This window comes from Rhodococcus sp. IEGM 27, assembly GCF_033142305.1.
GTDB lineage: Bacteria > Actinomycetota > Actinomycetes > Mycobacteriales > Mycobacteriaceae > Rhodococcus_F > Rhodococcus_F oxybenzonivorans.
On record NZ_JAWLSG010000003.1, the window covers coordinates 180406 to 196186 of the forward strand.

Genomic DNA, 15781 nt, shown 5'->3' on the forward strand with positions numbered 1-15781 from the left:
ACATTGAGGAGAAACAATGCGGGACGCAGTCATCGTGGCACTCGCTCGTACACCGATCGGCAAGCGCGGGGGTGCGCTCTCAAAGGTGCATGCGGTCGATGCGTCGGCCCAGGTACTCAACGGACTCGTCGAGCGGGCCGGCCTCGACCCTTCCATCATCGATGATGTTCACTGGGGGAACGTGATCAGCATCGGACAGCAATCCGGAAACATCGGACGCATGGCGGTCTTGGCGGCGGGCTGGCCCGAGAGCGTTCCCGGCTTCACGGTGGACCGGCAGTGCGGTTCGTCCCAACAGGCGATCTCCACTGCAGCAGCCACGGTGATAGCCGGCCATGCCGACATCATCGTCGCCGGAGGTGTGGAGATGATGTCGCAGGTACCGATGGGTGCTGCCACGGTCGAAGGAACCGGTGAGATGGGTGGTCCGGCAGTCGAGAGGTATGCCGATGCCTTGACCGCCCCCGGATTCGGTGGCCGATTCAACCAAGGTGCGGGTGCCGAACTCATCGCCCGAGAGTGGAACCTTTCACGCACCCAGCTCGACGAGTACTCGGTGCGCTCGCACGAGCGAGCAGCATACGCGCAGGACAACGGCTATTTCGACGACGAGATCATCGCGATTCGAACGCCCCACGGCGACGTGTCCTCGGATGACGGAATCCGTCGTGGCTCGACGGTGGAGAAGCTGTCCACTCTGAAGACCCCGTTCCTCGAAAATGGTTGCATCACAGCAGGAAACGCTTCGCAGATCTCCGACGGTGCTGCCGCGGTCCTCATCATGACCTCGGAGAAGGCTGCCGCGCTGGGGCTGAAGCCCATCGCGCGTGTCCACACTGCCGTGGTCACCGGTGATGATCCGGTCAAGATGCTCACCGGTCCGATCCCCGCGACGCATCTGGCGCTGAAGCGAGCAGGGCTGTCGATCGGAGACATCGACGCTTTCGAGGTCAACGAGGCCTTCGCGTCCGTCCCGCTCGCGTGGCAGGCGGAGACGGGTGCTTCCGACGAAGCACTCAATCCCGCCGGCGGCGCAATTGCGCTGGGCCATCCGCTCGGTGGATCCGGTGCTCGTCTCGCGGTCACCCTCCTCAGCCACCTTCGCCGTACCGGTGGTCGATTCGGTCTGCAGACGATGTGTGAAGGCGGGGGCACTGCGAACGCCACCATCTACGAGAATCTTCAGTAACTGCCGGTAGATTCCGAAGGTTTCGATGGCGTATGGAGTGGTGAATTCGCCTCGGCGGCCCGGTCTCCCGAGAGGGATGCCGGGCCGTTTCGTCCGTGGTCGACACATGAGCGCTGCCGGTCCAATTTAATCCATACAATAAGTATAAATGTGTTACTCTTTCGTCATGGCCGAGTTCGTGTCGCCCCCCGACCTCTTCCGGGTTGACGGCGAAAATGTTCATCTGTTGGCGTCGACTTCGTCGACCTCGCAATATCTCGTCTTTCCGGCGGAACCGGATCGTTCGGTGATCGAACTGAGCTCCGAAGGGACGCTCTACACCTGGACGAGCCAGGAATTCCCTCCCCCCTCCCCACCGGCCCTGAAAGACGGAGAGTTCCGTTCGTACGGCGTCGGGTACGTCGAGTTCCCGGAGGGGCTGCTCGTGGAAGGACGGCTGACGTCCTGCGATCCGAGCGAGCTCCCGATAGGCGGCCGCATGAAGGTGGTCACCATCCCCTTCGCCGGGGGAGAGACCTTCGCATTCGAACCGATCAAGGCCGACGAGTCGGACAGGGGACAGTAATGGTAGACGTGTCGATCATCGGCGTGGGCATGCATCCATTCGGCCGATTTCCCGGAAAGTCGGCGCTCGATATGGGCGCGGAGGCTTTGCAGACGGCGCTCGCCGACGCCGGAATCGGGTGGTCCGATGTACAGATGGGGTTTGCCGGCAGCTTGGAGGTTTCCAATCCCGATTCCGTGATCGGAAAGGTCGGCCTCACAGGCATCCCGGTCTACGGCGTGTTCAATGGATGTGCCACTGCCAATACGTCACTGTCGATGGCCGCCAGGGCCATCGAGCACGGCGAGGCGGATATTGCGGTCGCAGTGGGATTCGACAAGCATCCCAAGGGCGCCTTCGCGGCCGACCCGTCGGTGATCGGGCTTCCCGGTTGGTACGCGGAAACGGGCCTGTTCCTGACCACGCACTTCTTCGGAATGAAGATCAACCGCTACATGCACGACTACGGGATCACTTCCCGAAGCCTTGCGCGCGTCGCAGCGAAGAATCTCCGGAACGGTGCACGCAACGAACGTGCGTGGCGACGAAAGCCTATGTCCGAGGAGGAGATTCTCGAGGCTCCCTACCTGAACTTCCCTCTGACCCAGTACATGTATTGCGCACCCGACGAGGGAGCTGCAGCAGTGGTGCTGTGCCGTGCCGACAAGGCGAAGCAGTACCGGTCCGTGCCGATTCAACTGAAGGCCTCGGTTCTACGTACGCGCCGCGAAGGCGCCTTCGAGATGCAGAGCCCCTCCCTCCCGCTGACCGGGGCACCCAGCCCGACCGTCGACGCCTCCCGTGCTGCTTTCGAGATCGCCGGTGTCGAACCGGCCGACGTCGGTGTAGCCCAACTGCAGGACACGGACGCAGGTTCGGAGATCATGCACATGGCCGAGAACGGATTCTGCGCAGACGGTGACCAGGAGAAGCTGATTGCCGAGGGGTACACCGAGATCACCGGCGCTCTGCCGGTCAACACCGATGGTGGACTCATCGCGAACGGAGAGCCGATCGGCGCGTCGGGGCTCAGGCAGATCCACGAAGTGGTTCTCCAGATGCGGGGCGAAGCCGGCACTCGTCAGATCGAAAAGGTGCCCTCGGTGGGATACACCCACCTGTACGGATCACCCGGCACGGGCGCGGTCAGCATCCTGGTCAGGTGAGCGAAGTGACCGACGCCGTTTTCTCCCGGGACTGGGCGCATCGCACCGCGCTCGTCGTCGAGCCGACCGGCGAGACCGTCACGTTCGCGGAACTCGAGGAACGCTCGAACCGCGCAGCACACTTCTTTCGCGAGCAGGGCCTCCGGATCGGTGACACGGTCGCCCTTCTCCTGGAGAACCGGATCGAGCTGCTCGTCCTTGCTTTCGCAGCGCAGCGATGCGGCCTGTACTACGCGGCTGTCAACACCCATCTGACACCGGCGGAGATCGACTACATCGTCGACGACTGTGGAGCCTCCCTGGTGGTGTCCTCCTCACGATGCCACCTCGCTGTCACGGAGCGCGAGATCCGAAGATTCTCCGTCGACCGGGTGGAGACGGAAGGGTGGCATCTTCTCGACCTTTCGCCGTACCTGGTCGATCCTGTGGTGGACCAGGCCGAGGGTGACTTCCTCCTGTACTCCTCAGGTACGACAGGGCGGCCCAGAGGCATCGAACGGCCCCTGACCGGAGGAGAATTCGGAAGCTACCCGGACATCCCGGGCAAGTGGTTGTCGAGACTGCTCGGTCTGGTGCCGGGAGACGTCTTCCTGACACCCGCTCCGCTCTACCACGCGGCGCCTCTTGCATGGACGATGGGAGCCCTCCGCCAGGGTGCCACGGCCGTCGTCATGGAAAGGTTCGATGCACCCCTTGCCCTCGAACTGATCGAGAGACATCGCGTCACCCACAGTCAGTGGGTGCCGACCATGTTCGTGCGCATGCTCAAACTCGATCCGGAAGTTCGTAATCGCTTCGATCTGACGAGTCATCGCGTCGCCGTTCATGCGGCCGCGGCCTGCCCGATCGAGGTGAAGCGGCAGATGATCCACTGGTGGGGACCGATCCTCTTCGAGTTCTACTCCTCCACCGAGGGTGTAGGGGCCACCAGCATCTTCTCCGAAGACTGGCTGCGCAAGCCGGGATCGGTGGGGCGGCCGTTGATAGGGAAGATCGAGATCTTGGACGACGACCATCGGCCGGTGAACACCGGTGTGGTGGGAACAATCTGGTTCTCGGGCGGTGGTAATTTCCGTTATCACAGTGACGCTGCCAAGACGGCAGAAGCGCACGACGCGGAGGGGCGTGCAACCGTCGGCGATCTGGGCTGGATGGACGAGGACGGCTACCTCTTTCTGGCAGATCGACGGGCCGATCTCATCATCTCGGGTGGGGTCAACGTCTATCCGAGGGAGATCGAGGACGCGCTGATTCTTCATCCGGATGTGCTGGACATTGCTGTGGTCGGGCTTCCGGACGAGGAGATGGGTCATCGCGTGGTGGCATTCGTGCAACTGCGCCCGGACTCGACGGTTCCGGTCGAGTCACTGCCGCTTGCGCTGACTGAGTTCTGCAGTGACTCCCTGGCGAAATTCAAGATTCCGCGCGAATTCCGATTCGTCGAAGAACTGCCGCGCACACCCACTGGGAAGCTGCGGAAACACGAACTGTTGCCTCGGTGACGGTTCGAAGGACAAGCATCTGCACGACGTTGTCGAACAGTTCCTGCGCTTGCTGCCGGAAGAATGATTGGAGAAGCACATGCGTGTTTTCAGCTCGACCGACGAGATAGTCGGTGCAGCGGGTGAGAAGCTGGGTGTCTCGGACTGGGTGGACATCACTCAGGAGCGGATCGACACCTTCGCAGAAGCGACGGGGGATCATCAGTGGATCCATGTCGATGTCGAGCGCGCGACTTCCGAGAGCCCATACGGGAAGCCGATCGCTCACGGGTATCTGACTCTGTCGCTGCTCCCGATGCTGGGGTGGCAGATCTACCGGATCGAAGGCTCGAAGATGGGAATCAACTACGGTTCCAACAAGGTCCGGTTCGTCAACCCCGTTCCTGTCGGGTCTCGCGTGCGTCTGCACTCGACGTTGGTATCGGCGGAATCCCTGCCGAACGGATCTGTGCAGATGATCGTCGGCCAGTCGATGGAAATCGAAGGGCAGGAGAAGCCGGCATTGGTAGCGGAAACGGTGAGCCGGGTTGCGTTCTAGAAGAAAATGCATTTCAGCGGCCCTTGCAGAAAGGCAATTGTATGTCTGAGCGGACAATCATCGTCTCCGGTGGAACCGGTGGGCTGGGCACCGCGGTCGTCGGTGAACTCCTCACCGGAGGATGGCACGTCGTCGTACCGTGGGTCGTCGAGGAAGAACTGAGCCGGCTTCCGCAGTCGGACCGCCTCACGTTGATCGAGGCCGACCTGTTCGACGAGGAGCAGGTACGCGCCGTGGTGGCCGAAGCGGCCCGACATGACGACCGTCCGCTCGGGGCGGCGGTCAACCTCGTCGGCGGCTTCGCGATGGGAGAGCGGGTTGCAGACACACCGATCAGCGAATTCGACCGGTTGCTGCGTCTGAACCTGCATCCTCTCTATCTCCTCACACAACACGCTCTGCCCGCATTGGTCCGAGCCGGCGGCGGTTCGATCGTCGGTGTTTCGGCGAAGGCGGCGTTCGCCCCCTTCAGCGGCGCCTCGGGTTACATCACCTCGAAGGCCGCTGTCTGCGCATTCCTCGGTGCAGTCGCGGCAGAGTACTCGCGAGACGGGATCCGGGCCAACACGATACTGCCCTCCGTAATAGACACTCCGGGTAACCGCTCGACACAACCGGATTCTAGTAGGGATGGGTGGGTCTCCCCGGCGCAGATCGCTTCGACCGTAGCCTTCCTGGTATCGGATGCAGCGTCGGCAGTGACGGGTGCACAGGTCCCGGTACCAGGTGTGGGCTGAGTTGCTTCATCACGAGAGGAACGGCGCATGACCGCCGGATTGACCGACCTGACCGCTCTGCTGAAACTCGACCAGGTCGACGAACTGATATTCGAATCCCTTCCTGCCGATTACCCGCTACCGCGGGTCTTCGGAGGTCAGGTGGTCGGCCTCGCCGTCGCTGCTAGTGCACGTACCGTCCCTCTGGACTGGTCCATGCACTCGGTTCAGTCCCAATTCCTCAGGCCGGGACGTGCGGGGCAGGTCATCAGATTCGTCGTCACTCGGACCCGAGACGGCGCGTCCTTCGCGAGCAGGTCGATCGACGCGTATCAGAGCGACAAACTCATCTTCACGGCACGCGCATCGTTTCATCGCGCCGAGAACGGTTTCGACCATCAGATGCCTGCCCCCTCGGCCCCGGCACCCGATACGGTCCCGTCGGTCGTCGATTTGTACCATGCGGAACCCGGGCTGTGGCCGGAGTTCTATCTGGAATGGGGGCCGCTCGATATTCGGATCGTGCCGGACACGGATGTGCCGGCGATCCCGACTTCGACCGGGATCGGGTCGCGTGGCCTGACGTGGATGCGGGCGAACAAAGTAGCCGGCGGTGAGGCCTATATGCACCGGGCACTGCTCGCCTGTATCTCGGACCTGTTGATCCTTCCGGAGTCGTTTCGGCCCCACGGCGTACCGTCGTCCCATCCGGGTGTTCATTCGGCATCTCTCGACCACTGCGTCTGGTTTCATCGTGATTTCCGAGTCGACGAATGGCTGCTCTACGACCGCATGTCGCCGTCCGCGCACGGCGGATTGGGCTTCTGTCGTGGTGAGTTCTTCGATTCCGATGGTGTCCATGTTGCGAGCGTCGTGCAGGAGGGACTGATCAGACCCGTCTGACGATCGGTGTTCTCGCGCGAAAAGGGGCGGTCCTACTCGATGTAGGACCGCCCCTTTCGGTGTGCGGCCGCAGCCGCGTCTCTGTCAGAAGCCCAGGCTACGTCCGACGAGGTCGAGCATGATCTCGTTCGTGCCGCCGTAGATGCGCTGAACGCGGGCGTCGCGCCAGAGTCGAGCGATCTCGTACTCGTTCATGTAGCCGTAGCCACCGTGCAGCTGAAGGCATCGGTCGACGATCTTCCACTGGGTTTCCGTCGCCCACCACTTGGCGCCGGCGGCTTCCTCTGCCGTGAGCTCGCCGGAATTGACGCCCAGGATGCACTGGTCCACATAGGTCTGCATGACATCGACTTCCACCCGCATCTGCGCGATGGCGTGACGATTGACCTGGAACTTGCCGATTTCCTGGCCGAAGGCCTTCCGCTCGTGGGCATACGCGGTCGTCAGGTCGACGGCGCGGCGTGCCTGGGCGACCGCATGGATGGCAATGCCGAGCCGCTCGGCCGGCAGGTTGCCCATGAGGTGGTAGAAGCCGCGGTTCTCCTCGCCGAGGAGGTTCTCGACCGGCACTCGGACGTTGTCGAAGAACAGTTCGGCAGTGTCGGCGGATTTCTGGCCGATCTTGTCGAGCTTGCGGCCGCGGGTGAACCCGTCCATGCCGGTCTCCACTACCAGCAGGCTGATGCCCTTGTGCGGCTTCTCGGCGTCGGGATCGGTCCGGCATACGACGACGACGAGGTCGGCGAGCAGGCCGTTGGAGATGAAGGTCTTGGCGCCGTTGACCACGTAGTGGTCACGGTCGCGCCGAGCCGACGTCTTCACGTTGGCGAGGTCGGATCCGGCGCCGGGCTCGGACATGGCGATAGCGGTGATGTATTCGCCGCTGACGTACTTGGGAAGCCAGCGCTTCTTCTGTTCGTCGGTGGTGAGATCGCGGAAGTAGCCGGACAGGATGTCGTTCTGCACGCCGAGGCCGATGCCGACCGCGCCGGTGGCGTGGTATTCCTCATTGAGGATGGCGTTGAAGCGGAAGTCCTTGATGTCGGCGCCGCCGTACTCTTCCGGCATCTCCCAGCCGATGAGTCCGAGCTTTCCGGCCTCGATCCATACGTCACGATCGACGTAGCCGCGTTCCTCCCATTCCTCGGAATGGGGGACACACGCTGTTTCGAAGAACGATCGCGCTGTGGCCCGGAAATCGTCGTGCTCGGGTTCGAAGATTTTGCGTCGCATTTGCTGTCACTCCGTCAGGACTAGGAGGGCGGCGCCTTCATGACGCCAATGAGTTAAATATACTGACTATTTAGTTGATTCCGAAAGGTATGGTTCGATCCCGGTGACCTCGCCGTTCAGTGATGGTCGCCCTTCAGTGAGCGACGGCGAACTCCCAGACCGACATCCCCGAGCCGAGCGCTCTGCGGCCCAGTTCTTTCGACCATTGAGTCGGCGTTCCGAAATCGCGGTTCCACGCAAGTGCACGCGTGGTGAAGTGCCTGAGTTGGTGGTCCAATGTGAAACCGATGGCTCCATGTGCCTGGTGGATATCACGGCTGACGACAGTCGCTGCCCGGCCGGCTTGAATCTTCGCTATCGATACCGCGATGCGTGAACCGTCGGCGTCGAAGCCTTCCTGGGCGACCACTGCGGCGGCATGGGCGGTCGCGGCCTTTGCGGTGGTGACGAGCCCGGCAGACCGGGAGATCAACTCCTGGACTGCTTGGAATTTCCCGATCGGCCGACCGAACTGATGGCGTTCGGTCACGTGGGCGATCCCCAGATCGAGAATGCGTTCCAGGGCGCCGCAGATCTGTTCCGACCGTGCCCATGCGCCTCGGGTCAGGTACTCGCTACGCGTGTCCGTCGACGTGGGAACCACTTCCAGAGTTTCGACCGAAACGGACGCATCGGCATAGTGTTCTCCGACGAGATCGCCTACAGGTTCGATCTTGGCGTCAGCTGTGCGGATGCGGCCGACGAAGCGGTCACCTGCAACGAGTATGTCGCTCGCGATCTGTCCCCAGGGAACACGATTGAGAACGATCTTCCCTGCTCGAAGGTCACCGGGCGACCAGTCGACCTGGACGGCAGTCATCGGAGCCGAAGATGCGTCGGTTCCGTGTAGTCCGAGCAGCCACGACGCAAGAAGATCGGTTTCGAACAGGGGCGCGGGGAGTGCGTGGTAGCCAGTGCGATCCAGCATGAGAGCGGCTTCGGTAATCCCGCCGCCGCTGCCGCCGGCGCTTTCGGGTGTCGTGAGGAGGGTCAGTCCCGATTCGCCCAGGAGGTCCCAGGCTTCGGAAGAATAGGGCAGGGTCGTCTGCGGACTGTGCAAGTGGGGACGCGTGATCGAACCGAACAGGTCGTCGGTGAGTTCGCGCAATGCATCCAGTTCTGCCGTGGTCGAACCGTGAACAGTCGAGGTCATCTCAATCCCAATCCGCGCGCGATGACTCCGCGCAACACTTCGCTCGTTCCACCTCGGAGTGTGAAACCTGGTGCATGCAAAAGGGCCTCGGCAATCAGTCGGCCGAGCGTGTCGGACGATTCGAGATCGGTGTGAGCGTGTGCGGCCAACTCTGCACAGTCGCTGACGACGCGTTGCTCGAAACTCGTACCGATCTCCTTGACGAGTGCCGCGGCGAGGTCGGCGGGCTCGTCGTTCGACAGTGCCCGGGCCACGGAGCTCGAAAGATGACGAAGGGTCGTGAGATCTGCGACGAGGTTGCCGAAGGTCACCAGCGAATGGTCGTCCACGTCGTCGCTACCGGCTGCCAATTGCGCGCCCACCGCGTCGAGAAGTGGTTGCGGGGAAAGGATGCGTTCGGGACCGCTGCGTTCGAAGCTCAGTTCCGACCCCACCTGCTTCCATCCTTCTCCGGGGTTGCCGACCACCATGTCGTCCGGAACGAAGACACGATCGAGCACCACTTCGTTGAAGTGATGTTGACCGGTGAGCAATTTGATGGGGCGGATGTCGATGCCCGGAGAGTCGAGGGTGATGAGGAATTGGCTCAGTCCCTCGTGCCGGTGCTTGGGATCGAGGTCCTCGGTCCTGGCGAGGACGAAGAACGCCTCGCTGTGGTGTGCACCCGAAGTCCACACTTTGGTGCCGGTCACTTCCCATCCGCCGTCGACGCGAATGCCGCGCGTGCGCACCGAGGCGAGGTCGGAGCCCGCTTCGGGTTCGCTCATCCCGATCGCAAAATAGCATTCACCGGAGGCGATCCGAGGAAGATATCGTTTTCGTTGGGTTGCCGAGCCGTGTTTGAGGAGGGCCGGCCCTACCTGCCGGTCGGACACCCAGTGCGCCGCAACCGGTGCGCCGTGCGCGAGAAGTTCTTCGGTGACGACGAAGCGTTCGAGGTGACTTCGGCCCTGTCCACCGTGTTCGGTGGGAATGGTCATTCCGAGCCAGCCCTGCTGTGCGAGGCGACGGCTGAAGTCCGGATCCCAAGACGAGATCCATGAATCGACGCGGGGCTCCCACCCGTAGCGATGACGATCCGCCGCAAGGAAGTTGCGGACCGCGGTGCGCAACTCTGCAGTTTCCGGTGGAAGGGGGATTACTTCTGGAACTAGCCCGATCATGATCGGAGGACCTCTCGGCTGTGCTCGTGCACGAGCAGGCGGGATTAGCTTGCGAGTGAATCGTGTGGTTCGGCCGGGTCGGCGGAGTGGACCGGCGCCTGCCGATGAGTGTCCTTATCGGCAGGCGCCGTCGAATATGCCTCTCGGGACTACGTTCCCGCGATCAGGTCCATTCCGTTCTGGCGGATGAAGCGCTGGCGCTTCTCGTCACCGAGTCCCTCGACCCGTTCGAAGAAGTCGGCCGGTTCGCGGAGTCCTTCGGCGTGCGGCCAGTCCGATCCCATGACGAGGCAGTCCACGGTCCCGAGCTTCTCGACCATCCCGACCGTATCGTCTTCCGGGTACGGAACGACACGGATGTGGTTCTTGAAGATGGTGCTGGGGCGCTCCGTGAGCTGGCCACCGAGCCATCGTCCGTTCCGGGCCATGCCGCGACTCTTGTCCATGTGCCGGACGAAGTGGGGAATCCACTCGGCGCCGAATTCGCTGACGAGGACCTTGATGTTGGGGAAGCGACCGAAGAGGTTGTCGAAGATGAGTGCCGACAGCGTGTCGGTGATGGGACGTTCACCGTAGGTGTTCTGCCATTGCCAAGCAGAAAACTGGAACGGCGGTACGAGGTTCCATCCCCAGTGAGAGGCAACGTTGGCCTGATAGTGGAACTCCGAGATGTGGTACGAAACCACAGCTTTCGCTTCGTTGATTCGTGCCCAGAAGGGATCGAAGTAGGGGTCGCCCGGAGAGCGTCCGTAGGCCGGCCCTGCCGGCAACATGATGAACCTGGCACCCTTGTCCAGAACGCGGTCCAGTTCGGCACATGCTCGGTCGAGGTCCCGCAGCGAAAGCATCGCCGGAGCGTAGATGGTGTCCTTGTATGCGAATCCCCAGTCCTCGTCGATCCATCGATTGAAGGACTCGAGGTTGTCGTACAGGGGATCGACGCCGTCCAGGTACGCCTCGGCCAGCAGTCCCCAGCCGCCGGGATACATGACGGCCTTTTCGATCTGCTGTTCCTGCAGCTGGATCAGTCGCTTGTCCTTGTCGAGGTATTCGGCCTGGATCGGCTCGTAGAACCTCTCGGCGTCGGTGGCATTGCCGGAGGCGCGCTGCTTGAGCATCTCGACGAGCGACCCCGGGACGTATGCCTGATCGAGGTCGGCCTCGAGTGCTGTCACGATTCGGTCGTTTGCCAGCAGGACCTTGCGGTCGTAGCCCGGTGCCTCGATCGGTCGCACTGCCGTATGAAGCTTGTTTTTGGGCATGAAACGTGTGAACGCGTCCGGTGCCTCGTAGGAATGTTGATCGAAGTCGGCCATCAGGTACGGGAGGGTTCCCACCGAGTTCTTGATCAGCGCCATGCTCGCCTCCGTGTCGGGGATTCGGGGCCGCTTCGCGTAGCTACGCCGGGCCTCCGATATGAGTCAGAGTATCAAACTGAGACGGTGTCGCACAATATCTGTGTGGAGGTGAGTTCAGTCGGCGGCAATCATGGACTGGGCCTGGGCGAACATGGACATGATGATCCGGTCGATCGATATCGGCTCCGGAACTGCCTGCCACTCCCACAACGCCGCAGCCAAGCATCCGACCGCAAGATTGGCCAGGAGCACGTCCGAGGCATCTGGTGCTTCCGACCCGCGTTCGTGTGCCAGCTGACGGGCGAGCGCGCGCTCCCACCGGAGACGCATGCGCATGCTGCGGGCTTCGAGTTCGCGGGTCGTCATCACGAGTCTGGTCAGTCTCTGCCCTTCCGAGGAATCGTCGTCGAGGAGATGGTGGCCGAACCGGGCAAACGGTGAGGCGAGCGACAACAGCGTCCGGTCGGAATCCTCACGCTGTGCAACATGTTTCACCATCTCGTCGACTGCTTCGGACTCGTTGGTGAAAAGGAGTTCTTCCTTCGACGGGTAGTAGCGAAAGAACGTTGCGCGCGAGATGCCTGCTTGATCGGCGATCTCCTCGACACTCGTCCGGTCGTAACCTTGCCGCTCGAACAGTTCGAGAGCGGCGTTCTCGATTTCGAGCCGCGTCCTGGTCCGGTTCCGTTCACGCAAGGACGCCATGATTGTTCTTCCTTCGGTCGTCGTCAGCGGCTGATGCCCCGTGACGAGACGATAGCAACGGTCGGTCGGTTCTACGGTGGGCCACGCATCGGCAGCCCCGCCAGGCAGCAGACGGTATGAGTACCATCACGGGACCGAGCTCACTCAGCGAGGTCCGTCGGTGCGCAGGCGCGATCGCTGCAGTTTGCCGGACGCCGTCCTGGGCAGGACCTCGACGAATGAGAACTCACGCGGAATCTTGTATGTGGCGAGACGCCCCCCGAGGAAGCGTCGAAGGTCATCGACGGAGATATCCGACGAAGCAACGACATATGCAACTACTCGCTCGCCGTGCCGATCGTCCGGCCGACCGACAACCGCTACGTCGTCCACCACCGGGTGACGTAACAGTTCCTGTTCGACCTCCGTCGGTGCGACCTGAAATCCCGAAACCTTGATCATGTCCTTGCGGCGATCCACGATCCGAATCCGCCCGCTCGGCTCGATGCGGCCCACGTCTCCGGTGCGGAACCACCCGTCGGCGGTGAACGCAGCAGCGGCGTCCGTCGTCCGGGTGGTGTATCCCCGTGCTACCGACACGCCCCGGACCTCGATTTCGTCGTCTGGTCCCAGCCGAATCTCGGTTCCTTCGGTCGCGTATCCGGGCGAATCGAGACGCCAGTCCGCGGGATCGTGCACCGGATTGAAGGCGACGGTCATCGCCTCGGTCATCCCGTAGGAGCAGAGGAAGTCGACACCGGTCCTGACCGTGAGTGCCTTGGCAACTTCGGCTGGAACCGCGCTGCCACCCCACATGAAGTAACGCAAACCGGGAAAATCGGCGGACCCCAGATGCGGGATGTCGAGCAATTGATGAGCGACGGTGCCGGCCAGTGGCCATACGGTGACCGCGTCGTCCCGGATGTGCCGGAGACAGGCGTCGAGGTCGAAGCGTTCGAACAGGGTAACCTGCGCTCCCACTGCGAGGGCGGCACCCATCATCGAGGTGCCGAACACGTGGCACAGCGGTAACGAAATCTGGAGGACATCCGTCGCACCGAGTCCTAGATGGGTGACGAGTTGATGCACCCCTCCCGACAGGCCGGCGTGCGTATGGATGACGCCTTTGGGGTGTCCGGTCGTGCCCGACGAGAACGGAATGAACAGGTCCCGGTGTTCGCCCGACCGTATGCGTTCGGCGGGTTCGGGAGGAGTTCGCTCTTCCACCGGGGAAACGAGATCCTCGACCGGGAGTCGTATCGCCGATTCCGCTGCGACAGTCCGGTGCCGCTGTGAATACACCGCGGCCGTGACGTGTGCTCCGTCCAGGGCTGCCCGGATCTCGTGGTCTGTCCAATAGGGGTTGGGCGTGACGAATACGGCACCGATCCTTGCGAGCGCGAACTGCGCGATGACATATTCCGGTCGGTTCTCGACCAGCAGCGCCGTGCGCGTGCCTACTCCTACTCCTACTCCGACTCTCCTGAGCGATATTTCGGCTCGGGTCACGGAGTCCGCGAAGTCACTGTAGGTCCAGGACTCTCCCTGGAACCGGAGCGCGATCCGATCAGGCCACGTCTGCGCTGCCCGCTCCGGGAGCGATGCGTAATCCGGAATTTCTGTCATCAGGGGACACGCGGGTCGGCGATGCGCAGCGGACCTGCCGAACGCCAGTCCTCGATGTCGGGTCCGGGCTTCGCTGCAGGGAACTTGTCGTCGTGAAGTGCAGTCCAATGGGCATGCCCGAGCTGGTGCAGCGCGAAGCTGTTCTTCAAGGACTCCTGGAAGCCCATCGCGTCGACTGCACCGTTGACCGATTCCTTGATCAACAGCCGTGCCATGGCAGGGCGCTTCGCGATTCTGGATGCGAACTCCACCGTGCTGTTCGCCAACTCGTCCGCAGGGAAGATCTTCGAGACCATGCCGAGCCGGTGCCCCTCCTCGGCGTCGATGGCATCTCCGGTGAGAAGGAGTTCCTTCGCCTTGCGAGGCCCGAATTCGAATGGGTGGGCGAGATATTCGACACCCGGCATGCCGAGTCGAGTGGCGACCACGTCCGCGAACAACGTGTCCTCGGAAGCGACGATGAGGTCACAGGCCCACATCAGCATGAGTCCGGCAGAAATGACCTTGCCGTGCACCTGAGCAATCGTGATCTTGCGAAGGTCGCGCCAGCGCCGTGTGCAGTCGAAGTAGTAGTGCCACTCCTGCAGCATTCGCCGCTCCACATGCGACTGCGCAGTGCCGCCGTCGATGCGGAAGGTCGGGTGCTGCTCGGGGCCCGGCAACTCCTCCCTCGCTGCGACCTCGGATCCCATATCGTGGCCTGCCGAGAAACTGGGGCCGTGACCGAAAAGGATGATGATGTCGATGGTGTCGTCCTGCTCGGCGCGACGGAAAGCCTCGTCGAGTTCGACGAGTAGACCGCGGTTCTGAGCGTTCCTCGCCTCCGGGCGATCGAGACCGATGCGGGCTATGTTTCCGGCTCCGACCGTCTCATAGGTGACGAAACTTTCCGTCATGTCGATTGCTACCTTTCCTCGAACAGGTGGATGATCACCACTTGCGACGATCCCCATTACCCGGCACGGTTTCACCCCATGCCATCCACACATCCGGCGTCCGCGTGTCGGATACTCGATGGATGCGGCCTTCCTGCTGGGGGTTGGGCATCTTGCCCAAGCCTTCCATGCGGCCATGCGGGTCGGCTTCGCAGACCCACTTCTCGCCGTCGATCACGTAGTCGATGCCGTCGTGCCAGTAGCCGTCCGCCGCGCGCCGCACCTCTGCCTCCATGTGACGTCCGACGGTGACGGTGCCGTCGCTGTGCGCCACGATGGCTACCTGGAAGTCCCCATTGCCGAACAGGAGGTGCCCCACCTCGGCAGTCCCGTCTTCCCAGTGGTTCGCCCACGAATACCAGGTTGTGTATTCGGCGTCGTGGAGCGGATCCTTGTTCACGTACAGACGCGCGTCCTCAGGCATCCAGGCCTCTTCCCAGAAGAGGAAGCCACGGACACGTCGACCGGCCACGACACCTTCGACCAGCCATGTCTGGGTGAGGTACAGCAGGGACGAGTCGGGACCCGGGAGGAACCACTGCAGGGGCGGGGCGACCAGGGTGCCGCTCACGTCGATCACATCGGTCTCGACATACTTCATCGAGTTCTCCGTGAGCGTCAGGGATGTGCGGCGGCCGTGTTCGTTCGTCGGAGTGCTGAGCTCGATGGAAGAAGTATCAAGGATCCGTCGTTCGAGTTCGTTGCTGTCCGGAGCGAATCGGGGTTCGCGCCGGAGTTGCATCTGGCCGTCCTTGCCGTCGCTGGAGACCAGCAGCAGCTTCCCTCCCAGGGATTTGACTTCGCCGTCGGATTCCTGTGGATCTGTGACTGCCGGGACTCTTCGCATGATCGTGTACATCGCGCCCTCGTCATCGCGGAGAGTTCCCCAGATGTAGCCGGCCTCCGGGGTGAGTCCGTGGATGGGCTTCTCACGGGAGAGTACGGCTGTGGGATCGAAGCGGCGGCCGCTGCACAGTGCAGCATGGTTGAACGATCCAGTGGGGGAGAGTTTCGAGAATGTAGCGGTCACGA

At 62.5% G+C, this 15781-nt stretch carries 15 protein-coding genes; 7 read left to right on the forward strand and 8 right to left on the reverse strand.

Features of this window, described 5'->3' with window-relative positions; genetic code table 11:
* Positions 1 to 16: 16 nt before the first annotated feature.
* The 7 genes from R4P95_RS11745 (at position 17) to R4P95_RS11775 (ending at position 6558) form a co-directional block, all read left to right on the forward strand.
* The gene (locus R4P95_RS11745) at positions 17 to 1189 is read left to right on the forward strand and encodes a thiolase family protein (RefSeq protein ID WP_317744468.1); all 1173 of its coding nucleotides are present in this window, start codon (positions 17 to 19) and stop codon (positions 1187 to 1189) included.
* A gap of 166 nt (positions 1190 to 1355) precedes the next feature.
* The gene (locus R4P95_RS11750) at positions 1356 to 1754 is read left to right on the forward strand and encodes a Zn-ribbon domain-containing OB-fold protein (RefSeq protein ID WP_249354234.1); all 399 of its coding nucleotides are present in this window, start codon (positions 1356 to 1358) and stop codon (positions 1752 to 1754) included.
* Entirely contained in the window at positions 1754 to 2899 is a 1146-nt protein-coding gene (locus R4P95_RS11755; protein WP_317744466.1) for a thiolase family protein, read from the forward strand. The genes R4P95_RS11750 and R4P95_RS11755 overlap by 1 nt, the downstream gene beginning before the upstream one ends.
* Positions 2896 to 4401, forward strand: a complete 1506-nt coding sequence (locus R4P95_RS11760; protein WP_317744464.1) for an AMP-binding protein — start codon at positions 2896 to 2898, stop codon at positions 4399 to 4401. The genes R4P95_RS11755 and R4P95_RS11760 overlap by 4 nt, the downstream gene beginning before the upstream one ends.
* 79 nt (positions 4402 to 4480) lie before the next feature.
* Positions 4481 to 4939 carry a MaoC family dehydratase gene (locus R4P95_RS11765; protein WP_213575689.1) on the forward strand — a complete coding sequence of 153 codons (459 nt, stop codon included), beginning with the start codon at positions 4481 to 4483 and terminating at the stop codon, positions 4937 to 4939.
* A gap of 41 nt (positions 4940 to 4980) precedes the next feature.
* Positions 4981 to 5676, forward strand: coding sequence for an SDR family NAD(P)-dependent oxidoreductase (locus tag R4P95_RS11770; RefSeq protein ID WP_213575690.1), 696 nt, complete (start codon positions 4981 to 4983; stop codon positions 5674 to 5676).
* Positions 5677 to 5703: 27 nt separating this feature from the next.
* Entirely contained in the window at positions 5704 to 6558 is an 855-nt protein-coding gene (locus tag R4P95_RS11775) for an acyl-CoA thioesterase (RefSeq protein WP_213575691.1), read from the forward strand.
* 84 nt (positions 6559 to 6642) lie between these two features.
* Here the strand turns inward: R4P95_RS11775 and R4P95_RS11780 are convergent, their stop codons facing one another.
* From R4P95_RS11780 to R4P95_RS11815, 8 genes are all read right to left on the reverse strand, one after another.
* A complete protein-coding gene (locus tag R4P95_RS11780; protein WP_317744463.1) occupies positions 6643 to 7791 on the reverse strand; it encodes an acyl-CoA dehydrogenase family protein in 1149 nt (382 codons plus the stop codon).
* A 133-nt stretch (positions 7792 to 7924) separates the two neighbouring features.
* Positions 7925 to 8983 (reverse strand): acyl-CoA dehydrogenase family protein, encoded by a 1059-nt coding sequence (locus R4P95_RS11785; protein ID WP_317744462.1) that lies wholly within the window; start codon positions 8981 to 8983, stop codon positions 7925 to 7927.
* A complete protein-coding gene (locus R4P95_RS11790; protein ID WP_317744461.1) occupies positions 8980 to 10146 on the reverse strand; it encodes an acyl-CoA dehydrogenase family protein in 1167 nt (388 codons plus the stop codon). Before R4P95_RS11790 ends, R4P95_RS11785 begins: the two co-directional genes overlap by 4 nt.
* A gap of 149 nt (positions 10147 to 10295) precedes the next feature.
* A complete protein-coding gene (locus R4P95_RS11795; RefSeq protein WP_213575695.1) occupies positions 10296 to 11504 on the reverse strand; it encodes an amidohydrolase family protein in 1209 nt (402 codons plus the stop codon).
* A gap of 114 nt (positions 11505 to 11618) precedes the next feature.
* Positions 11619 to 12209 carry a TetR family transcriptional regulator gene (locus tag R4P95_RS11800; RefSeq protein WP_213575696.1) on the reverse strand — a complete coding sequence of 197 codons (591 nt, stop codon included), beginning with the start codon at positions 12207 to 12209 and terminating at the stop codon, positions 11619 to 11621.
* Between the two features lie 144 nt (positions 12210 to 12353).
* Positions 12354 to 13814: a class I adenylate-forming enzyme family protein gene (locus tag R4P95_RS11805; protein ID WP_317744460.1), complete on the reverse strand. Its 1461-nt coding sequence runs from the start codon at positions 13812 to 13814 to the stop codon at positions 12354 to 12356.
* Positions 13814 to 14710 (reverse strand): enoyl-CoA hydratase, encoded by an 897-nt coding sequence (locus R4P95_RS11810; protein WP_213575698.1) that lies wholly within the window; start codon positions 14708 to 14710, stop codon positions 13814 to 13816. The genes R4P95_RS11805 and R4P95_RS11810 overlap by 1 nt, the downstream gene beginning before the upstream one ends.
* A 34-nt stretch (positions 14711 to 14744) precedes the next feature.
* Positions 14745 to 15779 (reverse strand): hypothetical protein, encoded by a 1035-nt coding sequence (locus R4P95_RS11815; protein ID WP_317744459.1) that lies wholly within the window; start codon positions 15777 to 15779, stop codon positions 14745 to 14747.
* Between the last annotated feature and the right edge of the window lie 2 nt (positions 15780 to 15781).